Annotated in this window: 18 protein-coding genes; 8 read left to right on the plus strand and 10 right to left on the minus strand. The window is 73.2% G+C overall.

Annotation, left to right across the window (positions count from 1 at the left end; all coding sequences use genetic code 11):
- Positions 1 to 107: 107 nt before the first annotated feature.
- The 8 genes from AC27IY_RS00075 to AC27IY_RS00110 form a co-directional block, all read right to left on the minus strand.
- The gene (locus AC27IY_RS00075) at positions 108 to 2,987 is read right to left on the minus strand and encodes a hypothetical protein (protein ID WP_487176677.1); all 2,880 of its coding nucleotides are present in this window, start codon (positions 2,985 to 2,987) and stop codon (positions 108 to 110) included.
- 44 nt (positions 2,988 to 3,031) lie between these two features.
- Entirely contained in the window at positions 3,032 to 4,177 is a 1,146-nt protein-coding gene (locus AC27IY_RS00080; RefSeq protein WP_487176678.1) for an alpha/beta hydrolase family protein, read from the minus strand.
- A gap of 12 nt (positions 4,178 to 4,189) precedes the next feature.
- Positions 4,190 to 5,605 (minus strand): S41 family peptidase, encoded by a 1,416-nt coding sequence (locus tag AC27IY_RS00085; protein WP_487176679.1) that lies wholly within the window; start codon positions 5,603 to 5,605, stop codon positions 4,190 to 4,192.
- On the minus strand, positions 5,602 to 6,645 hold the full coding sequence (locus tag AC27IY_RS00090) for an ABC transporter permease (protein WP_487176680.1): 1,044 nt from the start codon (positions 6,643 to 6,645) through the stop codon (positions 5,602 to 5,604). The genes AC27IY_RS00085 and AC27IY_RS00090 overlap by 4 nt, the downstream gene beginning before the upstream one ends.
- The gene (locus AC27IY_RS00095; RefSeq protein ID WP_364457897.1) at positions 6,642 to 7,529 is read right to left on the minus strand and encodes an ABC transporter ATP-binding protein; all 888 of its coding nucleotides are present in this window, start codon (positions 7,527 to 7,529) and stop codon (positions 6,642 to 6,644) included. Before AC27IY_RS00095 ends, AC27IY_RS00090 begins: the two co-directional genes overlap by 4 nt.
- On the minus strand, positions 7,526 to 7,930 hold the full coding sequence (locus AC27IY_RS00100; RefSeq protein WP_344216200.1) for a GntR family transcriptional regulator: 405 nt from the start codon (positions 7,928 to 7,930) through the stop codon (positions 7,526 to 7,528). The genes AC27IY_RS00095 and AC27IY_RS00100 overlap by 4 nt, the downstream gene beginning before the upstream one ends.
- Positions 7,931 to 8,017: 87 nt before the next feature.
- Entirely contained in the window at positions 8,018 to 8,740 is a 723-nt protein-coding gene (locus AC27IY_RS00105) for a hypothetical protein (RefSeq protein ID WP_487176682.1), read from the minus strand.
- A 63-nt stretch (positions 8,741 to 8,803) separates the two neighbouring features.
- On the minus strand, positions 8,804 to 10,222 hold the full coding sequence (locus AC27IY_RS00110) for an FAD-binding oxidoreductase (RefSeq protein WP_487176683.1): 1,419 nt from the start codon (positions 10,220 to 10,222) through the stop codon (positions 8,804 to 8,806).
- Positions 10,223 to 10,322: 100 nt separating this feature from the next.
- Between AC27IY_RS00110 and AC27IY_RS00115 the strand changes: the two genes are divergently transcribed.
- The 3 genes from AC27IY_RS00115 to AC27IY_RS00125 all read left to right on the plus strand — a co-directional run bounded on the left by AC27IY_RS00115 (position 10,323) and on the right by AC27IY_RS00125 (position 12,586).
- On the plus strand, positions 10,323 to 10,799 hold the full coding sequence (locus AC27IY_RS00115; protein ID WP_344216206.1) for a MarR family winged helix-turn-helix transcriptional regulator: 477 nt from the start codon (positions 10,323 to 10,325) through the stop codon (positions 10,797 to 10,799).
- Positions 10,800 to 10,880: 81 nt separating this feature from the next.
- A complete protein-coding gene (locus AC27IY_RS00120; protein WP_487176684.1) occupies positions 10,881 to 11,678 on the plus strand; it encodes a hypothetical protein in 798 nt (265 codons plus the stop codon).
- A complete protein-coding gene (locus tag AC27IY_RS00125) occupies positions 11,675 to 12,586 on the plus strand; it encodes a hypothetical protein (RefSeq protein ID WP_423470980.1) in 912 nt (303 codons plus the stop codon). Before AC27IY_RS00120 ends, AC27IY_RS00125 begins: the two co-directional genes overlap by 4 nt.
- 10 nt (positions 12,587 to 12,596) lie before the next feature.
- On the opposite strand, the gene AC27IY_RS00130 is transcribed toward AC27IY_RS00125, so the two are convergent.
- On the minus strand, positions 12,597 to 13,037 hold the full coding sequence (locus AC27IY_RS00130; protein ID WP_423448079.1) for a MarR family winged helix-turn-helix transcriptional regulator: 441 nt from the start codon (positions 13,035 to 13,037) through the stop codon (positions 12,597 to 12,599).
- Positions 13,034 to 13,414, minus strand: a complete 381-nt coding sequence (locus AC27IY_RS00135; RefSeq protein WP_371247401.1) for a hypothetical protein — start codon at positions 13,412 to 13,414, stop codon at positions 13,034 to 13,036. Before AC27IY_RS00135 ends, AC27IY_RS00130 begins: the two co-directional genes overlap by 4 nt.
- Before the next feature lie 224 nt (positions 13,415 to 13,638).
- Here AC27IY_RS00135 and AC27IY_RS00140 point away from each other — a divergent pair, with 224 nt between their 5' ends.
- From AC27IY_RS00140 to AC27IY_RS00160, 5 genes are all read left to right on the plus strand, one after another.
- On the plus strand, positions 13,639 to 14,250 hold the full coding sequence (locus AC27IY_RS00140; RefSeq protein WP_487176721.1) for a maleylpyruvate isomerase family mycothiol-dependent enzyme: 612 nt from the start codon (positions 13,639 to 13,641) through the stop codon (positions 14,248 to 14,250).
- Between the two features lie 1,156 nt (positions 14,251 to 15,406).
- Positions 15,407 to 16,480 (plus strand): hypothetical protein, encoded by a 1,074-nt coding sequence (locus tag AC27IY_RS00145; RefSeq protein WP_487176685.1) that lies wholly within the window; start codon positions 15,407 to 15,409, stop codon positions 16,478 to 16,480.
- A 9-nt stretch (positions 16,481 to 16,489) separates the two neighbouring features.
- Positions 16,490 to 17,806, plus strand: coding sequence for a LysR substrate-binding domain-containing protein (locus AC27IY_RS00150; RefSeq protein WP_487176686.1), 1,317 nt, complete (start codon positions 16,490 to 16,492; stop codon positions 17,804 to 17,806).
- Positions 17,807 to 17,986: 180 nt separating this feature from the next.
- On the plus strand, positions 17,987 to 19,312 hold the full coding sequence (locus AC27IY_RS00155) for an alpha/beta hydrolase (protein WP_487176687.1): 1,326 nt from the start codon (positions 17,987 to 17,989) through the stop codon (positions 19,310 to 19,312).
- On the plus strand, positions 19,305 to 20,447 hold the full coding sequence (locus tag AC27IY_RS00160) for an acyltransferase family protein (RefSeq protein ID WP_487176688.1): 1,143 nt from the start codon (positions 19,305 to 19,307) through the stop codon (positions 20,445 to 20,447). The genes AC27IY_RS00155 and AC27IY_RS00160 overlap by 8 nt, the downstream gene beginning before the upstream one ends.
- Positions 20,448 to 20,457: the final 10 nt, after the last annotated feature.

Raw genomic sequence — 20,457 nt, forward strand, 5'->3', positions numbered from 1 at the left:
TGCTTCGCCCGCAGTATTCCGCAGCCGCCGCTTCTCCGGCAACGCATTTAACGAGCGCCGGCGAGCAGCACCACGCAAACCCCGCGGGCTTGGGAGCAGCGGCTCGTTCAGGCGACTGATTCCTCCTCGCCCTCGTGAACCCGGCCGTGGCCGACCGGACCGCCGTGGCGGAGCTGGTCGTGCAGACGGGCGCAGGCGCGGGCGAACCGGCTCCTGCCGCCCGCCGTCGCGTACGCCGACACCTCCGGGATCGGGCCGCGTGCCCCCGCCCAGGCCGCCACGTCCGCCGCCAGGGTCACGGCCTCGGTGTGCTCGACCCGCGCCCGTTCGCCGGGGGCGGGCAGCAGCGCGGGCAGCAGGCGGGTGAGCAGCCGCCAGACGGCTTCGTACGCGCCCTGCCGCGCGGCGTCGGCGAGCACCCCCACGATCGGCCGCTGCCGGTAGTGCGGGGTGCGCCGGAGCAGCAGCGCCACCTGCGCGCCCACCTCCTCGGCCGGCAGGTCGCCCCTGGCGGCCATGCGCACCAGCAGCGCCGCCGCCTCGGGCTCCGCCCTGGCGACCTGGCAGGCCAGGACCAGCGCCATCGCCTCCCCGGCGGGCCCGTCCGCGTCGGCCAGGTTCCGCACCCACCGCGCGGCCACCCCGGGATGGAGGACGTCGGGCACGTAGTCGGCGGCGACGATCTCGCGGTGCGAGGGCAGGAGCGACGGCCACCAGCTGAGAAGGCCCCGGGACCGGAACCAGCTCCAGCGGGTCCGGGTGGTCAGCAGCTCGTCGAGCGCTTCGAGGCCGGTCGGCTCGGCGCGCAGCACCGGCCGCAGCCGGATCTGGTAGGGCCGCTCGGCCGGCTCGTGCTCGTCGAACAAGCGGTCGGTGGCGCCGTCGAGGTAGGACCACCGTACGTGCGTCTCCGGGTCGCGCAGCCCGCCCTCGGCCAGCCAGCGCGCGGTGGTCGCGGCTGCCGGCGAGCCGATCCGCGCGGCCTGCCCGGCCGCCTCGGGGTGGCGGCCGCGGGGCAGCCGCAGCAGCGCCTGCGCCAGGTCGGCGGGCAGCGGCGCGGCGTCCACTGCGGCGCACTCCGCCAGCCGCTCCACCAGGACGGCGGGGTCGAGGTGGCCGGTGGTCAGGGTGGGGGTGGCCAGCAGCACGGGCGGCAGCGTGCCGGCCCGCAGCGCGCGGTGGATCTCGTCGAGCCGGCGCAGCAGGAACAGGTGGGGCGGCGCGACCTCGTCCGCAGGGGGCAGGCTCGGCTGACTCCTGGCTCCCAGCCCAGCCGACGGCCCGCCCAGCGGCCCGCCCAGCGGTCCGGCCAGCGGTTCGCAGATCCATCCGGCCGCCGGTCCGCCCCTCGATCCGCCCAGCCGTCCGGCCGACGGGTGGAGGCCGAGCAGGCGCACGGCGCCGCTCCACGCCGCTTCCAGCAGCTCCCCGATGGTCTGCTCCAGCCCGCCGACGGCCTGCTCCGGCCTGGCGAAGACGGCCATCGGCTCCAGGTCGGTGGAGGCGGACGCCGGCTCCGGCCTGGCGAAGACGGCCGTCGGCTCCGGACCGGTGGAGGCGGACGCCGGCTCCGGGTCCGGGTCCGTCACCTGCGCGGCCAGGGCGTCGATCCAGTCGCTGACTTCGACCCAGGACTCCTGGGGGTGCACCTGCGGGTGGCCGCCGAACTGCCCGGCCAGCGTGCGCCGCAGCCCCTCCCGATCGGTGGCGGCCCGCCGGACGAACGCCGCCAGCCACCGCTCCCCGTCCACCCACGTGTGCACGCTCTCCCACACGTCCAGCGTCGGCTCAGGGAACGGCCCGGGCGCGGCGGGCGCGGGCAGCGGCGGCGGCGTGAACGCCTCGGGCTGCTCCTCCCGCGCCGCCTCGCCGCCGAACCGGCCGGCCACCCGCACCCCCAGCGCCTCGGGAAGCAGCGGCACCGCCTCGGCGAGAATCTGGCCGGCCGGGGCGAGGGCGGCGGCACGCTTGAGCGCGATCCTGGCGGCCCGTCCCTGGACCTCGTAGGAGGCGTGCCCGAACGCCGTGGCCAGGGCGGCGGCCAGCTCGGCGGCGTACGGATGCCCGGTCGCACCGTCGGTCTCCCCCTCGACGAGGCGCAGGCCGCCCAGGGCGAGCTTGGACTCCGCGCGGAAGGTGAGCGCGCCGGCCGCCTCGGCCGTGTCGGCCGGCTCCAGCGGGCCGCCGCGGCGGAGCTGGGCGAGGGCCAGCTCGGCGACCGGGCCGGGCGCGACGGGCAGCAGCCGCAGGTAGTCACGGGTGCGGGCGGCGGCCTCCTGCGGCGTCGGGTCGAGCATTTCGTGCAGCCGGACGAAGAAGCGCAGGCCGATGCCGTCGCCGCCGCGCAGGAAGCGGCGCAGGCAGCCGTCCAGCAGCTCCGCCCGCGACACCCGACCGGCCGCGAGCAGCCGCCCGATCAGGGACAGCCAGGGGGTGGGGGCGGGGGTGAGGCGCTCCTCGCGCAGCTCGCGGCCCACGCCCTCGGCCTCGAAGATCCGCGGCAGCAGCGGGCCGAGCAGCGGGTCGTCGTCGGCCGGGCCGGTGCGCAGCCAGGCGGTCACGAGCGGGTCGTGCTCGGGTGGCGTGGCCCCGGTGGCCCGCAGCACGGCCAGCGCCAGCGGGACGTCGCGGTCGTCCGGTGTGCGGATCTTCCTCCCGAGACGGGCGGCCACGTCGGCCTGCCAGCCGGCCGGGCGCGTGGCGAGCACCCGGGCCAGCTCATCCAGCCTCGGCCACGGGTCGGCGAACTCGCGGCGGGTCAGCCAGGCGGCTGTCGCGGCGGGGCCGGACAGCACGCCGGCTCCCACGATCCGCAGCAGCTCCCCGTAGCCGCCGAGGCCGCGCAGCTCGTCGCGCAGGTCGGGCAGGTGCCGGGCGGTCTCGGCCCGCTCGGCGTCGGACAGGGCGATCACGAGGTCGGCCAGGCCGCGCGCGTCGCGGGCGACGGCGCGCTCGCGAATCCGCGCGCAAGAAGGGGGGCACGTCATGGCAGCACCCTAGAGATGATCTCCGACAATCCGCGTCCGCGCCGTCAGCAGGTCGTGGGGCAGAACGTGACCTCGGGGTAGCGCGCGGACGGCTGGTCCAGGAGGGGCTGCCGCTCGCCCTTCAGGTGCCGGTCGAGGAAGGCCGCCACGTAGGTGCGGGTGAGCTCGGCGGCGCGCGCCGCGGGCAGGACGCCGGAAGCGGGCGTGACGCCGAGAGCGCCGGACAGCAGCGGGCCGTCGGTGAAGGACTGGTGCTCCGCGCCCGCCAGCACGAGCCAGCGTTTCCACCCGGTCAGCAGCTTCCAGTCGCGTTCCCACGAGGTGTCGCGGCCGCCCGGGACGTGCTGCGGCGAGCCCAGGAACAGGAACGGCCGGGAGAACCCGCTCTTGGGGATGCGGGCGTAGGTGGTGCCGTCCATGTCGATCCCGGCGCGTACGCGGGAGTCCTTCACCATGGTCGCCAGGGCGCCGGCCCCGCCGATCGACTGCCCCACCATGGCGATGCGGGACCGGTCGATTCGGTCGGCGCCATCCCATCTCGCCGGCAACTGGTCGAGCACGAAGGAGACGTCGGCCGCCCGTACCGCGACCAGCCCCGCGCCGAAGCCCGGGTCGCTGTCGCTGTCGCAGGCGAGGCATTCCGCGACCCGCCCACCGGGAAGGGTGGTGGCGTGGTTCTCGTAGGTGTGGTCGATGCCGGCCACGACGTACCCGCGGCTGGCCAGGTCCTCGGCCAGGGAGGTGAGCGTGCTCATCGGCTTGGTGAAGCCCGGGGAGAGCACCACGAGCGGCCGTTTCCCGCCCGTGGGTGCGGCGTCCGCGACGGCGTTGGTGCGCGTCCTGCTGAGCGTGTCGTCAGGCACGCCCGCGACGCCCAGCCCGCGCAGGGTGAGCTCCGACTCCTTCGGCGTCATGTACGCCGCCCGCCGCCCGTCCCGCTGCTCGGTCGGGTACCACAGCGTGACCTTGAGCTCCCTGGCGTCGGCGTCGAGATTCCAGGGGTCGGGGCGGGAGGCGTCCTTCAGGTACAGGGCGGTGGTGCCGACCCGGTGGGCGCCGGTGGGGGCGGGCAGGGTGGCGGGGCCGGCCGGCGTGGCCGACGGGACGGCGGACCGGGGCGGCGCGGGCGCGGAGCAGGCGGACACGGCCAGGACGACCAGTCCCGCGGCGGCTGCGAGGATCTGTCTCATCGGGAGGTCCGTTCACTCGTGCAGCAGGGTCAGGGCCTTGGCGAGCGCGGGGTCGCGCCCGGCGGCCGCGTCCTGCGGGGTCAGGGGCACGTGGTGGTCGGGCGGCACGCCGATCCGGTCGATCACCTCGCGGTCCGGGCCCAGGTGGTGCCTGGCGGGGAAGCTCAGGAGGGTGTTGTTCGCCAGCAGGTACGGCTCCGCCGGCCCCGAGATCACCCCGGCCGTCCTGGTGCCGACCAGCCGGCCGAGGCGCAGGTCCTTGACCGCGGAGCTGAAGTGCTCGCACGCCGAGGCGCAGCCGCGGTCGGTGAGCACCACCAGCGGCAGGCCGAGCAGTTCGACGGTGTCGTCGGTCCGTGTGGTCGCGCACGTGGCGTCCGCGGTGCACTGGTAGGCGGTGACCTTGCCGTGGCCGAACGCGCTCACCAGCCGGGTCGCCTCCGTGGGGCTGCCGCCGCCGTTGCCGCGTACGTCCAGCACGACGCCGGACAGGGTCCGGCCGGCGCGCAATCGGGCGACGGCCCTGAAGACGCGGTCGGCGGAGTCGGGGGCGAAGCCGCGCAGCCGTACGTAGGCGGTGTCGTCGTCGAGCAGCTTCGACTGAACCACTTGCAGGGCGGCCAGGTCCTGCTGGTAGAGGCCGGGTTCGAGCGTCACGCTCCAGCGGCGGCCGGTGCTCTGTCGCAGGAGCCGCAGCCGGACCGGGCGCGCCTCCGGGTACGCCGGGTAGAGGGCGGCGATCGCGGGCGTGGCCTTGCCGTCGGTGAAGGGCGCCGAGCCGTCGACCGATTCGATGATGTCGCCCGGGCGCAGCCCGGCCGCCCGCGCCGCCCCGCCCTGCACGGCGGTGACGAACAGCGGGGGCAGGGCGACACCGGGGTTGCCGTCCACCTGCGGGCCGTTGACGTTCGCCAGGAGACCCAGGCCGTAGCCGTCGCCGTCGTAGGCGTCGGGCGGCCGCTCGACGTCGTGCGTCCAGCGGGCGTGGTTGTCGCCGAGGGCGGCCACCATGGCTTCGAGGGTGACGACGGCCAGCCTGTCGCGCAGGCCGGGCACCTGGTCGGTGACCCTGCGGTAGGCGGCCTCGAAGGCGGTCCAGTCGCTCTCGCGGTCGCCGGTCAGCGCCGGCATGCCCGCCTCGGGCAGGTCGCGGCCGGCGCGGTTGAGCTCCTGGGTCAGGGCGGCGAACCCGGCGCTGAGCAGCGAGCGGGCGTCCAGCGTGGGGCCGCCGTAGTAGTTGCCGAGGATGCAGAAGTACGCCTGCTCGATGACGTCGATCGTGGTGGCCGTCTCCGCTGCGGGGGCGCTCCGGGGGGCCGCGCAGACCGTGCCGGCCGTGCTCGCCTGGGCGCGCGGCGGCGGCGGCGCCGTGCAGGCCGCCGTCGCCGCGAGGGCGAGCGCGGCGGCCGTGATCCTGACGGCGGTCATGACAGGCGCCTGCGGATCCACCAGAAGCAGAGCCACGACAGGGCGAGGGTGAGCAGGGCGTAGATCCCGGTCTCGATCCACTGGAAGGGCCAGAACCGCTCAAGGGGCTGGTAGGTCGCCTGCTGCCGGTAGCCGAGCCGGTTGATCTCGGCGATGCAGCCGTCCCCGCCGGCCGCCGACGGCGCGCAGGGGCCCGACGTGGTGGAGATCTTGGCGGCGCCTTCGCCGCCGGCGCCGACCGTACGCCCGGACGCGTCGACCAGGTCGGCGGACAGGACCCAGGCGCCCGCGTGGCCGGGGACGGCCGACTTCAGCTGGATCCGCACTTCTCCGCCCTGGTCCCGGCTGATGCCGAGGTTGTCCACGTTCGTCGGGCCGAGCTCGAAGGTCGAGGTGACCGGGGGCATCAGGTGGGGCCGGACCAGCAGCGGCATGGCGAGCTGGAGCGCGGCGAAGACGGCCAGGGTGACGGCCATGGCGGGCAGCGTGCGGCGTACCAGCATGCCGGCGGTCACGCCGAGGACGAAGGTGAAGGCCGCGTACCCCATCGGGGCGATGCCGCGCGCGCCGAACACCAGCGGAGCCATCAGGGCCAGGTTCTCGGCGGCCGACTTGTCCAGCGGGTCGGACCACCACGTCACCATGAGGCCGCACAGGCCGGCGAAGGTCACGGCGGTCAGGCCCATGAGCCCGAGCTTGACCGCCAGCCAGCGGCTGCGGGTGATGCCCTGGTTCCACACCATCAGGTGCGTGCCCGCCTCCAGCTCGCGGGTGATCAGCGGCGCTCCCCAGAAGAGCCCGGCGAGGGCGGGCAGGAGCAGCACGACGAGGGTCAGGGCCACGAACGCGGTCTCGTGCCCGCCGAAGAAACGGTCGTAGAAGCGGTCGCAGGTGCCGTCCTGGGCGCAGGCGGCGATCCCGGCCGAGTAGTCGAAGGCCAGGCCGGGGCCGGTCAGGGCCAGGACGACGGCGAGCAGGACGAGCAGGGCGGCCGTCATCGCGGCCGAACCGCGGAACTGGCGCCAGGTCAGCCAGATCATCGCCGCACCTCCAGGGCGACCCGCCGGTCCACGGTGGTCTTGTCCATGTACGCGAGGACGAGGTCCTCCAGGCCGAGCCGGGTGACCGTCCAGGCGGGGTCGTGGATGGGGCCGTCGGTGCGGACCACGTACGTGCTCTGCCTGGCGGTGTGACGCGCGCTGACCACGTGCTGGTCGGCGGGGAGCCGGTCGGGGTCGCGGCGGGCGCCGGTGAGCCGGTAGTGGGTCGCCAGCAACCGGTCGACCTCCCCGGCGACCTGGACGCGGGAGTCGACGAGCACGATCAGGAAGTCGCACACCCGTTCCAGGTCGGAGACCAGGTGGGAGGAGAGCAGCACGCTGAACTCGTGCTCGGCCGTGGCCTCCATCAGCCCTTGCAGGAACTCGCGGCGGGCCAGCGGGTCGAGCGAGGCGACCGGCTCGTCCAGGATCAGCAGCTCGGGCCGTTTGGCCAGGCCCAGGGTGAGGGCGAGCTGGGCGCGCTGGCCGCCCGACAATCTGCCCGCCCGCTGGGCGGGGTCGAGGCCGAGCCCCGTGATCCGGTCGCGGGCCAGGGCGGCGTCCCAGCGGAGGTTGAGCCGCTCGCCTAATCGCAGGTGGTCGGCGACGCTCAGCCCGGCGTAGACGGGGGTGTCCTGGGCGACGAACCCGACCCTGGCGAGCTGCGGCGGGCCGCCGGCGGGACGGCCGCCCAGCACGGTGATCGTGCCCGCCGTCGGCTCCAGCTGGCCGCTGGCCAGCTTCAGCAGGGTCGTCTTGCCGGCCCCGTTGGGACCCACCAGCCCCACGACGCGGCCCGCCGGGAGGTCGAGGGTGCACTCGCGCAGCGCCCAGCGCCTGCCGTATCTCCTGCCCAGTCCGTGGGCCTCCAGGACGGCGTTCACGCTATGTCCTCCTGTGCGGTGGTCCGAAAGGTGGTCATGAAGAGGGCCTCGATGCTCTCGTCGTCGAGGCCGGCGCGGCGGGCCTTGTCCAGCCAGCGCCGCAGTTCCTGCCGGAGCGGGCCGTGCGCGGCCAGCGAGGCGTCGGCGAGGGTCGCCGTCACGAACGTCCCCACCCCCGGCCGGGCCGCCACCAGGCCCTCGTGCTCGAGTTCCCGGTAGGCCTTCAGGACGGTGTTCGCGTTGATGGCCAGGTGCGCCACGACCTCCTTGACGGTCGGCATCTGGTCGCCCTCGCGCAGCACGCCCAGGCGCAGCGCGTGCCGTACTTGCTGGACCAGCTGCAGGTACGGCGAGACACCCGACCTGGCGTCCAAGTGGAACTCGATCACCGGCTTCTCCATTTATCTAGCCTGCTAGCACTTTAGGATCCCAGATGTTAAGGGATCATAAGGAACGCTGTACAGGCTTGATGCCGGTCAGGAGAGGCGCTAGGCGACGCCGCTGAGGTCGCGGGACTTCTCCGGCAGGTCGGGCACCTGCTGCGCGGAGGCGTAGGCGGCGTCGCGGACGTCGTTGAGCCAGCTCGCCGGGGGCAGCCCCGCGATCGGGTGACGGATCGGGTTGAAGCGCGTCGGATAGTCCGCGTCCTCAAGGGCCGGCGCGGACAGGCGCACCTGCCCGAACGGCCGCCACGGCCCCGACGGGGCGGCGGCGAGGAGCGCCACGGTGAGCGGGCCGTGCTCGACGACCTGGGCGAGCGCGTCGAGCGTGGCGGGCAGCCGTACCGGCGTGTGCAGCAACGCGCCCAGCAGCACCCGCCGCTCCCCCGCCTGGTACGGGAACAGGGAGCTGTAGAGCCCCGTCCACCGGGTCGCGGGCCGCAGCAGCCGCCGGCCGAGCGCGGTGCGCCCGGTGGTGGCCAGCAGCAGGTCGGCGGTGGTGTCGTCCTGCTCCCAGCGGAGCGCGAGGCCGAGGATGTCGGGAAGCGGCGGCGGCACGCCGACCGAGCGGGACAGCCGGGCGATGCCCGGCAGGTCCATCCGCCGGTCGAGGAAGGGCACCCCCCACGGCTCCGGCGTCCCGTGCAGGCGCAGGTGGGCGTCGAGGACGAGCCCGGACGTGTGGAGCGGCCTCCCGTGCCGGAGGCGGGCCGCCGCGCCGAAGGCCGCGGCCAGTCCTGACCTCGTGAATGAGGTCCACGGCTGTCGCATGGGCTGCTCCTTGGCGTCGGTACGGGCAACTGCCTCCACGGGACGGCAGCTACCCCGTGGGCGTCACGCAATCCCCTCGGCGGTTCTCGGCGGAATGGTGTGGTTGATCCGGAAGAGGTGGTCCGGGTCGTAGGCCGCCTTCAGCGCGGCCAGCCGCCGGTAGGTCTCCTCGGTGTAGGCACGTCCGACCCGGGCGGGGTCGGAGTCGTGGTCGAACTGGAACCCCGGGAGCTGGGCGCCGGTGTCCCATCGCCGCAGCCGGCGCAGCACCTCGTCGGCGGTCCTGCGTACCTCGTCGGCCCGCTCGGGCGGGGCCGGCATCCGCAGCCACAGGTGGAAGGCCGCGCCCTGGGTGCTGACCGCGTGCGGCCGCGCGGGCGGCCGGTCGAGCGCCCCGCCCAGGTGGCGCAGCTCGATGCCGGGGAACGGCCCGCCGGGCGCCGCCGGGTCGATGAACGACACCAGCTCCGCCACGGCCTCCTCGTCCAGCTCGTACGTCAGAGCGCTGCGCAGGTGCGCCATGACCGGGTTCCTGGGGTCCTGGTAGATGCCGGTGATCTCCGGGTACGGCATCGCGCGGCAGGTGTCCTCGTCGGGCCCGAGCGCGCGCAACGGCTCCACCAGCCGCTCCGCCCGCTCCTCGTCCCCCGTGCAGACCACCCGGACCAGCACGAGCGAACGGCCGCGGAACTCCGCGGGCACCTGCGGCGCGTCGGGGAAGCGCATCAGCGTCACCGAGGACGACATCTCCTCCGGCTGCTCCTTGGCCCACGCCAGGTAGGAGCGGAGCACGTGGGCGGCCCGCCCGGCGTCCTCGACCGGGTAGCGGAGCCCGCCGCCGTAGACGGTGCGCAGCGGCAGCAGCTCGATCTCGGCGGCGACCACGACGCCGAAGTTGCTCTTGCCGCCGCGTACCGCCCAGAACAGGTCGGGTTCGCGCGCCGGCGAGACGGTGCGGAGCCGGCCGTCGGCGGTGACGACGTCGAGCGAGCGGACGTGGCCGGCGGCGAAGCCGTACGTGCGGCAGGCCAGCGGGAGCCCGCCGCCGGTCAGGTAGCCCATCACGCCGACCTGCTCGGAGGAGCCGCAGAGCGGCACCAGGCCGTGCTCGGCCGTCGCGGCGAGCACCTCGCCCCAGCGCAGGCCGGCGCCGATCCGCGCGGTTCCCGCGTCCGGGTCCACCGACAGCTCGCGCAGCCGCCCGGTGGCGATGAAGACGGCGTCGTCCGCAGGGACGGACACGCCGTGGCCGGTCGACTGGACGGCGACCGGGCGTCCGGTGTCGGCGGCGAACCGTACGGCGGCGGCCACGTCGCCCGCGTCGGCGGCCTCCACGACCACCGCGGGCCGGTGCTCGACCGTCAGCAGCCAGCCCGAACAGGTCTCCTCGAAGCGCTCGTCGCCCGGATAGAGCGTGCGGCCACGGACGCGCGCGCCCAGGCTCGCGCGCCCGGGGTCGCGGCGTTCGGCGGTGTCGGTCATGTCGTTGATCCCTCGTCAATCCGTTGGTACGTCCAACATTGGCCGGGCCAACGATCGCAGATAATCGTGGGTCTGTCCAACGATTGCTAGATTGGCGCCCGTGAACATCCCCGAGGAAGCGCCGCCACGGCGGCTGCGCGGCCTGCCGAGCAGGCTGGCGAACCAGGCGGCGCTGACGGCCAACCGGATCGTGGACCGGGCGCTCGCCCAGGCCGGCGTACGGCGCTACCACTACGCGCTGCTCGCCACGCTGGAGGAGTACGGCCCCGCCAGTCAGGCCGGTCTCGTCCGCCGTACCGGCATCGACCGCAGCGACATGGTCGCGGTCGTCAACGACCTCGCCGGACGGGACTGCCTCGAGCGCGCGCCCGACCCCGAGGACCGCCGGCGCAACATCATCACCATCACCCCGGCCGGCCGCGGGCAGCTCGTCGAGCTCGACCGGCTGATCGCCGCCGCCCAGGAGGAGTTCCTCGCCCCGCTGCCCCCGGCCGACCGCGAGCACCTGATCGACCTGCTCACCCGCCTGGTCGAGCCGGGCGACGCCCGGCGGCAAGAAATCGGCAGCGTACGGTGATCGGTACGCCCTGCCCGGAGTGGCGCCCGCTCCCGCGAGGTACGACCTGGTTCTGACACCGGCGAGCCATCGGAGGAAACGGTGCGGAGGACCTTGCCTGCCGCGGTGGCGGCGTTCACGGCCGCGCTGGCGCTGACGGGTGGCTGCGGCGACGGCGGGTCCGGGGCGGGCGGCGCGGGAGAGGCCGGACCTGGCGCCCCGCTGCGGGCCCGGCCGGTCATCACCCCCGACGAGGAGCTCGTCCCCGAGGAGGACAGCGGCGATCTCCCAGAAGCGACCGTCCAAGTAGGGCTCGACTGCCAGCGGATGGGGCAGAGCCGCGACTTCGCGGGCACGGCGGAGCGGATGGGCCGCGCGGCGTCCTCCGGCGACAGCTCACCCGAGACGAAGGCGATCGCCAAGGTCTGCCAGGCGGCGGCCAAGGCGAACCAGGGGCTGATGGGCGAGGCGTACCACGACGCCCTTCAGGCGGAGCAGCAGAGCTCCCACCTGCACCCCCAGATGCTCCGGCCTGGCCTGCGGATGCTCAACCACACACTGCTGGTGGCCGCCACCGCCGAGGGCGACCGCGCCACCGCCCTGCGGGCCCGCGCCGCCCTCGAACGCCTCGGCGGGCTGCCGCCGGAATTCCTCAGGGACGCGTGCTCGGTGGCCGCCGATCCCGCCACCCTCCCGGACTGCGCGACGCTGCCGCCCACCGGCACGCGGTCGTCGTCCTCGTCGCCGTCCTCCGCCCCCTCGTCGTCGTCCTCGAACGGGCCCGAGCCCGGCACGGGAGGCCCCTCTGCGCCGTCCCCCGAGGAACCCGTCCAGCCTTCCGGCGACGGCGGCCCCACACAGCCGGACACCGACCACGGCCCGGCGCCGGACGAGTCGTGACCGGAGCGCCGCCTGAAGACGCCTCCGAAGGTGACGACACCGGGCCGGCCCAGGACCTCAGCCGCGTCTGGAGCGTCCTCGCCCACGTCGTGACGCCCACCACTTTCGTCGCGGCCGTCATGATGTACGTCGGGGCCGTCCGCGCCAACACCATGTACGCCGGTCTCGGGATCGAGCAGAGCATGCTGGGCCTGTCGTTCCAGGAATACGTGCTGCGCAGCGTCGCGCCGGCGACAGAGCCGCTGATCCTGCTCCTGGTGCTGGCTCTGATCGCGCCCACGGCGCACCGGTGGCTGGTCCGGTCGGCGGACCGGCACCGTACGGCGACGACGCGGGTGATCACGGTCATGGCCGTGCTCGGGGTCGTGAGCGTCGCGGTGGGGATCGTGGCCCTGGCCGGCTGGTGGAGAACGCCGTTCTACGTCGTGCCCTTCTGCCTGGGGCTGGGCGTCTTCGTCCTCGTCTACGGCGACTCCCTGCGCCGGCGGATCCGTCCGCGGCCGGCGAGCTCCCCCGCCGACCAGCTCGTCCGCCGCACGGCCTGCGCGGCGCTCCTGCTGGTCCTGCTGCTGTGGGCGGTCACCCTGTACGCGCAGCGGCGTGGCGCCGAGGCCGCCTTGCAGTACCGGGTGGACTCCGCGGGGCTGCCCAGCACGGTGGTGTACGCGGCCAGGCGGCTGCACCTGGAGGGCCCGGGGATCAAGGAGACGGCGCTGCCGGACCCCGAGGCCATGTACCGCTACCGCTACACCGGCCTGCGCCTGCTGATCCACTCCAACCAGCGGTATTTCCTCCTGCCCGCCTGCTGGGCGAGCGATCCGTGGGCGCGCGCGATAGCCCTGCCCGCCGACGGGTCGCTGCGCCTGGAGTTCTCCGTACGCAGGACGCGGCCGGAGTGCCCGCCCTGAGCGGCGGGGATCACTCGTCCAGGACGCAGGAGCGCTCCATCAGCTCCGTCATCGCCTGCCGGAAGTCGCGGCGGCGTCGCTCGCTCCAGCCCTCGGTCAGCCGGTCGAAGACCTGCTCCTGCCAGTCATGGGCGTGATCCAGCAGGGCCAGGCCGGAAGGGGTGAGCGCGGCCCTGCGCTGGCGGCCGTCGGCGTCCGATGCCTCCATGGTCAGGTAGCCGGCCTCTCTCGCGCTCCTGACCAGCCGCGACGCGCCGCTCTGGTCGATGCCGATCTCGTGGGCGACCGCGTTGACCGTGGCCGGGACCCCGCGCCCGGTCAGCGCGTGGACGGCCTCGGCGACGAGCACGAGCCTCCCCTGCTCGGCCATCTCGGGATCGCCGGTCTGGGGCCTGCGCGACCAGTACCGTACGAACGCGAACAGAACCTGCCCCGGCCCCGGGTCGCTCATTCGGTGGCCGCCATCTCGCGGCAGATGTAGGCCAGCTCCAGCGCCTGCCGGAGGTCCGGCAGCCGCAGCGCGGCCGTCACCTTCCCGTCCGCCACCCGGAACACCGTCGCCACGCGGGTCGCGGTCCCGCTGCCCGGCCAGGTGGCGTCCTCCTCCACGACCATGAGCCGCTCGCTGACGGGATGCCACGACCTCGGGCGCAGGGTGATGCCCGAACGCTCCACCCATTCCGCGAACTGTCCCGGGGTGATCGGCCCGGCGCCCTTCGGGCCCAGGACGACGATGGGGTCGCCGACCACTTGCGCGGAACGCCGCAGGTCGGCGTCGTTCACGCTCGCGTGCCACTCGTTGATGGTCGCCTCGAGTACCGATTCCATCCTTGAACTCTATGCGAAACGCATACATCTCGGGAAGCCCCGGAACGCCTGCCGGCAACTGGCTTCGCTGCTGAGCGACGATTTCACCCCACACTGGGAGTCTTCACTTCGAATACCCTTATCGACTCCACGCAAGGACAGTTGTGACCAACCACGAGAAGCCGTCCGGCACGCCGAATCCGCAGCCGAACGCCAGGAACAGCCGCGCGGGCGGCCTCTGGCCCCTGGTGCACGCCGAGCGTGCCGCCCTGGCCGCCGACCTCGCGGAGTTGACCGACGAGCAGTGGGCCACGCCGTCGCTGTGCGCCGGGCTGACCGTGCGCGAGGTGCTGGCACACCTCATCGCGGGGGCGAGCCTCAACAGCGTGCGATGGATGGCGGGCGTGATCCGCTACCGGTTCGACTTCGACAAGCAGGTCGCCATGCGGCTGGCCGAACAGTTGGGCGCGAACGCCGCCGAGACGCACGACAGGTTCCGGCGCGTCATCACGAGCACCACCAAACCGCCTCTCCCGGTCGTGGCGATGCTGGGCGAAACGATCGTGCACGCCGAGGACATCCGGCGGCCGCTGGGCATCCGCCACGACTACCCCATCGAAACCCTCACCCGCACAGCCGAGTACTACCAGGGCTCCGACCTCGTCCTCCCCGCCAAGAAACGCATCGCCGGCCTGCGGCTCGTCGCCGACGACGGCCCTTTCACCGCCGGCTCCGGGCCGCTGGTGTCGGGCAGCACGCTGGCCCTCATCATGGCGATGACCGGGCGCACGGCGTACTGCGACGAACTCACGGGCGAAGGGGTCAAAATCCTCCGCGATCGACACGACCTGACCTGACCCAGGGCCGACCCTCCCACCGCCGGTCCAGACCGTCACCCTCCTCCGTCGCCAGCGACCCCACCGACGAGGTCGCTGCCGACGACCTCACCGACAACCCTGCCGACGAGGTCGCTTTCGACGGCGACCTCGTCAACCAGCCGACCGATGCGACGACCGCCCCGCCCTTCCTCGGCCTCTCACCAAGCCACCCGCGAACGCCTCACCTTGGCTCACTCCCTAGCGAGTCCGGCGACATCAAGGAAGAAGCCTCAGGCAGACAGAGCCGCTCCTGGAGCCGTCCGCCGACGCGCGAGCGCCATCTGCCGCCCGCCAACGCCAACTCCCACCCCTCCAGCTCCAGATCCAGATCACCCAGCCCAGGCAGGCCCCGGCAGCCCGCCACAGCACCACGTGAGGCGAGCCGACTTTCGGCGTGACAAGCGGCCCGGCTCCGCGATCACCTCGTCGCGGCCTCCCGGTACGCCGGACGCCGCGAAGAAGAAGCTGGGCGAGCTACTCGTCCCGCTGAACCGCAGGCCGGTGCACCATCAGCTCGCCCCGCCCAGCGCCCCACCCAGCCTTCCGCGCCGCTTCGGGTCGGTGCAGCCCTCGCCAGTGAGCACCGTCTCGCACGCTCGCAGCCGCGCCATGAACACCGGCGAGCCGTTAGCTGTCTGCTACAGGAGACTTAGCAGCCACAGCCGGACACAACCTGGAAGACGACGAGCGACAGCAGCCACCACCCCCCACAACACGGACCTGCCGATCGTGCCTGCGGGCCTCACCGACACCCAGGCCGGGTAGACCGACATCGGCAACAGCGGCCTGTTCAACCGTGTCGCGGCCTCTTGAGCTTGAGCTTGAGCTGGAGCTGGAGCTGGAGCGACGCCCTTCGCTCGGGCCGGAACCCGATGTCACCACACCTTGGCCGACACGTCGCCACACCTCCACAGACCCACCCGCGCACCGAGAAGCCCCTCTGGGCGGCCAGTAAGAAACGCTGCTCAAACAGCCGAGCCCGTCAGCACCAGCCACCCAAGCTTGAACGGAACCAGACCAGCACGACCTCATCCCGTCCCGTCCCGTCCCGCCACGCCATCCTCCCGTTTTTCGAATTCAAATTTCTGGAAAATAAAAATGCTAGGGTCTGCGTGTGGCTTCGGAGACAGCTGTCGTGACACCTTGCAAGCACTGCGGAGCACCGATCGAGCAGCGTCGAGGCCGGGGACGCCCCAAGTCCTACTGTCCGGAGAAGAACTGCCAGGCAGCGGCCAAGCGGGACCGGGAGCTGCGCCGGGCGACTCCCGGTCTGGAGGGCGCCCTTGCCAGGGCCGAGCAGCTGTACGACCGAATGGAGAGCGGCCTGGCGGCGGCGATCGAGCCCCTGGCGCGGGCGTTGGCCGAGGAGCTCAGCCCCGCCGGCGTGGAGGCGAAACTCAGCGCGGTGCAGGCCGAGGCACACGCACGGGTGGCGATCGCACGTACAGAACGTGAGCAGGCGTTCGAGCAGGTACGGCTGGCGAGGGAGGCGACCGAGCACGCCCGTCGGCAGACGGCCGAGATGCGCGTCCGCCTTGAGGAGGCGGAGAGCGAGAAGGAGACCGCGCTCAACGACGCCGAACGGGCCAGGGAGCAGGCGCTCGCCGCGCTGCGCGAGGCGGCCAGCACCGAACGGCAGGCGCTGCAGACCGCAGAGGAGGCGGGGCGGCGGGCAAAGCTCGCCGAACGGCGGGCCGAGGAGGCGGCACGGCAGGCCGAGCTGGCCGAGCGGCGGGCCGAGGAGGCGCGGGCGGAGGTGACCCGCGCCCAGGAGGAGGCGAGGGCCGAGATCGAGCGCGTCCGCAAGGAAGCCGGACGCGACCGGGCGGACAAGGAACAGGCGCGCAAGGAAGCGAAAGCCGCCCTCCAGAAGCAGGAGCGGGCCGAGCGCGAGCTGATCGCGGCCCGCGCACGAGAGGAAGCCGCAGCACAGGAACGGGAAAGAGCCCTGGAACGGGCCCTGATGGCCGAGCGGGCGGCCACCGAGGCGGGCCGGGACCTTGCCTCCATCCAGGCGGCCAAGGCAGCGGCGGCCGAGGAGAAGGCGCGGGCGGAAGCGGTCGCCAAGGAGCTCGACCATACGCGGATCGAGTTGCGCATGGAACGGGCGCGGATCGAGGAGCTGCGGGCGGAGCTGGAGGCGGCTCGGGCGGAAGCGGCGCAACTGCGCGAGCGGGCCGTCGCCGCCGAACTCCGGGCAGAACGGTGAGGCCGGACGATGCTGACACTTGACCAGATCCGCGCGTTCGTGGCGGTTGCCGAGGAACTGCACTTCGGCCGCGCCGCCGAACGCCTCCGCATGACGCAGCCACCGCTGAGCCGCCACATCCAGAAGCTCGAACGCGCGATCGGCGTGACCCTCCTCGAACGCGACAACCGGCGGGTGATCCTCACCGAGGCCGGGCGCGGCTTCCTGGAGGACGCCCGTCACATGCTCACGCTGGTCGATACCGCCGGCGACCGCGCCCGCCGAATCGCCGGCGGCGCCAGCGGCACGCTGCGGCTCGGCTTCACCGCCGTCTCGGCGATCAGCGTGCTGGGCCCACTCCTGCGCCTGCTCGCCGAGCGTCTGCCGGAGGTCGACATCATCCTGCACGAACAGGTGACCGCCAGGCAGATGGACGGCATCCTGCGCGGCGAACTCGACCTGGGCCTGGCCCGCCCACCCTTCGACCTGCCCCGCCCATCGTCCAGCGTTAGGCCATCCCGCCCATCCATGGACCCGTCCCATCCAGCCTCCGGCCTTGACTCGGCCCGCCCATCCATGGACCCGTCCCACCCAACTCCCGGCGTTGGCTCGGCCCGCCCGCCTCTCGACCCACCCCACCCAACGTCCCGCCTGGACTTGGCCCAGCCACCGTCCCATCCAGCCCGCCCATCGCCCGGCCCAACCGTGGCCGACTCCTCCTCCCCACTGGATCTGGCCCGTCCCCCTATCAATCCAGTTCGCCCGTTGTCTGACCTGGCGTCGGCCCGCCCGCCGGCCGACGTGAATCGTGCCCGGTCGACGTACGACCTGGCCGGAATCGACTCGCGAGTGATCTTCCGCGAGCCGCTGTGCGCGGCGGTGCCCACCGGCCACGCGCTGGCCGCGCTCGACCGGCCGCTCGCGCCCGAAGACTTCGCCGGCCTGCCCATGGTCAGCTATCACCCCGTACGGTCGCGCTACTTCCACGAGCTCACCGTCCGTTTCCTGTCCACGGTGCGACCCAGGGACGAGCAGCAGGTGCACCAGATCCTCACCGCGGTGCTGCTCGTGGCCGCAGGGCGAGGCGTGGCACTCGTGCCCGCAAGCGCACGCTCCCTCGGCATCGAGGGCGTGGTGTTCAGGGACCTCGTCCACGGCGGCGGCAGCCCCACTTCCGCAAGCCGTAGCGGCAATCCGATGACCGGGGACGAAGGCGACGAGCTCACGGTCGAGAACGACAGAGGCGGGCACCCCGTGGAACTCCATGCCATCTGGAACCGCGGATCGGCCAATCCGGCCCTGTGGCGCGTACTCGAACTGCTGGACGACGTCGAGGGCCAGGACTGAACCTTACGTGGGCGGGGCGCATCCATCCCCCGATACGCAGCGTGCATGCCCGGATCGTATGCGTGAACGGCCTGCTCGCGCATCGGACCCAGGTCGTACAACCGTGGTCTGCCTGAGCCGCGAAAAGAACAGACGACGGTCCGATGCGGCGCGGCGGCCCGTCACGGCACTCTCGAACGCGTGATCCAGTCGAACCTTCTCCGGCTACGCCGTGCCCTGCTGTCCCTGTCCGTCGCCGCATCGGTGGTGGCGCCGGTGATCGGCACGGCGCACCCAGCGGCGGTGCCCGCGCCCGTCCCCGCGAGCGCGACCCCTCTGTCAGAGCTGACCGCGCAAGCCCTGGCAGCCAGATACGCCACCAGCCGGAGCGACGTCCTGGCCGCCGCCGACGCGGCCATCCGTCATGGGGACCTGCGGCGAGCCACGGCGCTGCGAGTCATGGCCGATCCCGGCCGCAGGTTCCTGTCCTTTGACGGCCGTGACGGCGGGCGCGTCGTGGAGATCTTCGGCGACCTGGCGACGGCGGAGCACGTCGCCGTCCTGGTTCCCGGCGCCGACACCAATCTCGACAAGTACGGGCTGCTGCGCGGCGGCGCGCTCCGCCTGCATCAAGCGCTCGGCGAGGGGCACGCCGTCGTCGCCTGGCTCGGTTATCGGACGCCCGCGACGATCAGTCTGGACACGCTCACGTCCGACCTGGCGGACAAGGGTGCCGCCGATCTGCACGGCTTCGTCCGACGGCTGACGGAGACCAAGGGCGGCGGCAGCTTGTCACTGCTGTGCCACTCGTACGGCGGAGTGGTGTGCGCACGCGCCGCACCTGGACTGGACGTCGCCCGCATCATCCTGACCGGCAGCCCAGGCGTCGGCGCGGACAACGTCCGCGAGTTGCGGACCTCTGCGGCGGTCTGGGCGGGGCGCACCAGCAACGACTGGATCAGCCTGGTGCCGCACATCCGTCTGCACCTGCCCTTCGTCACCCTCGGCCTAGGCACCGACCCGGTCTCCCCCGATTTCGGCGCGCACGTCTTCGCGGCGGGCGATGGCGGCCACAGCGACTACCTGACGGACGGCTCCCTGTCCCTGCAGAACATCGCGCGGATCATCACAGGCCGGGATCCCCTCCAGGCCGACCCCGGCCGCTCCCGACCAGACACCGCAGCCGTTCGAACAGACCAGAGACCGCCCGTCACAACACCAGAGCCACTCCTGAGAGCACCGGACGAAGCCGCGGCACGACCAGCGGACGCGGCCACGAAACTGCTCATCAGCAGCACGAGGAATCAGGGACCGATCACGGAAGCGAACGCCCATGTCACAGCGCAGGCGCGTTCGGACGCGGGACAGGGCGCGGGACAGGACCTGGGCGGACACGCGCGCATGTCGCCGATGGGGCACGGGGGCGGGCACATACCCCTGTCGCCGAGCGGAGGCGGGCACACACGGATGCCGCCGAGCAAGGGCGGGCACGCGCGGATGCCGCTGGAGGTGGCCGGGCGTGCGTGATCTCGTGCGGAAGGTCGAGGAGACGACGCCGGCCGGGCGTGACCGCAGCGTGGATGCCCTGCGCGCCCTGGCCATCGGCGGTGTGGTGCTCGGCCACTGGCTGGTGAGCGCGCTGGTCGTCGAGAGCGGCAGCGTTCGGGTCGCCAGCCCGCTGCGTGACATGCCGTACCTCGCCCCGGTGTCGTGGGTCCTGCAGACCATGGCGCTCTTCTTCCTGGTGGGCGGCCAGATGACCGCCAGGAGCCACGCCTCCGCGCGCGCTCGCGGTGTCGGCTACGGGCGGTGGCTGCGGGTGCGTGCGGCACGGCTGCTGCGGCCGGTCGCGGCCGTGGCGGTGGTATGGACCCTGGTGGCCTTGGTGATGCTCGCCTCGGGTGCCGACTTCAAGAGTGTGCAGGCGCTGGCCAAGCTGGTGTGGTCCCCGCTGTGGTTCCTGCTGGTGTACGCAGGGCTGACGGCGTTGACACCGCTGGTCGCCCGGTTGCATCCGGCGTGGCCGCTCGCCGTGGTCGCTCTCGTCGACCTGGTGCGGTTCGGGTGGAGCGGGCCTGAGTGGGTGGGATGGGTGAACCTGGCGGCGGGGTGGCTGGTGCCGTACTGCTTGGGGGCGGCCTGGGCCCGTGACCGGCTGAACGAGCGGACGACCGGATGGGCGTTGCTGGCCGGCGGCGCGGCCAGCGCGGCCGTGCTGATCGTGTGGGCCGGTTATCCGGCTTCCATGGTGGGAGTGCCGGGTGCCCCGATCTCGAACCAGTCCCCGCCCACCCTCGCGGCGGTCGCGTTCGGGCTGGCCCAGTGCGGAGCCGCGCTCCTTCTCCGCGATCCGCTGCGGCGACTGCTGGCGCGGCCCACCGTGTGGGCGTTCGTGGCACTGGCGAACCTGTCCGCAATGACGATCTTTCTCTGGCACCAGACGGCGATGATCGCGGTCACCACACTCGGGCTGCTCGCCGGCCGCCCTCTGCACGGCCTGCACACCGTGCCCGGCGAACCGTCCTGGGTGCTGGCCAGGCTGGCCTGGTTACCGGTGTTCGCGCTGGCGTTGTGCGTCTGCTGGGGCGCGTTCCACGCCTATGAACGGGCCCGGCCACCTGAGTCTCGGATCCGGGCGGAGGAAGCCCAAGCCCGGTCGTAAGAGCCGAGGA

The organism is Nonomuraea sp. B208, from assembly GCF_057536035.1.

Bases quoted from the DNA above. Each gene is read 5' to 3' on its own strand.
- AC27IY_RS00075 (WP_487176677.1), bottom strand. From the start codon at position 2,987: ATGACGTGCCCCCCTTCTTGCGCGCGGATTCGCGAGCGCGCCGTCGCC.
- AC27IY_RS00080 (WP_487176678.1), bottom strand. From the start codon at position 4,177: ATGAGACAGATCCTCGCAGCCGCCGCGGGACTGGTCGTCCTGGCCGTG.
- AC27IY_RS00085 (WP_487176679.1), bottom strand. From the start codon at position 5,605: ATGACCGCCGTCAGGATCACGGCCGCCGCGCTCGCCCTCGCGGCGACG.
- AC27IY_RS00090 (WP_487176680.1), bottom strand. From the start codon at position 6,645: ATGATCTGGCTGACCTGGCGCCAGTTCCGCGGTTCGGCCGCGATGACG.
- AC27IY_RS00100 (WP_344216200.1), bottom strand. From the start codon at position 7,930: ATGGAGAAGCCGGTGATCGAGTTCCACTTGGACGCCAGGTCGGGTGTC.
- AC27IY_RS00105 (WP_487176682.1), bottom strand. From the start codon at position 8,740: ATGCGACAGCCGTGGACCTCATTCACGAGGTCAGGACTGGCCGCGGCC.
- AC27IY_RS00110 (WP_487176683.1), bottom strand. From the start codon at position 10,222: ATGACCGACACCGCCGAACGCCGCGACCCCGGGCGCGCGAGCCTGGGC.
- AC27IY_RS00130 (WP_423448079.1), bottom strand. From the start codon at position 13,037: ATGAGCGACCCGGGGCCGGGGCAGGTTCTGTTCGCGTTCGTACGGTAC.
- AC27IY_RS00135 (WP_371247401.1), bottom strand. From the start codon at position 13,414: ATGGAATCGGTACTCGAGGCGACCATCAACGAGTGGCACGCGAGCGTG.
- AC27IY_RS00150 (WP_487176686.1), top strand. From the start codon at position 16,490: ATGCTGACACTTGACCAGATCCGCGCGTTCGTGGCGGTTGCCGAGGAA.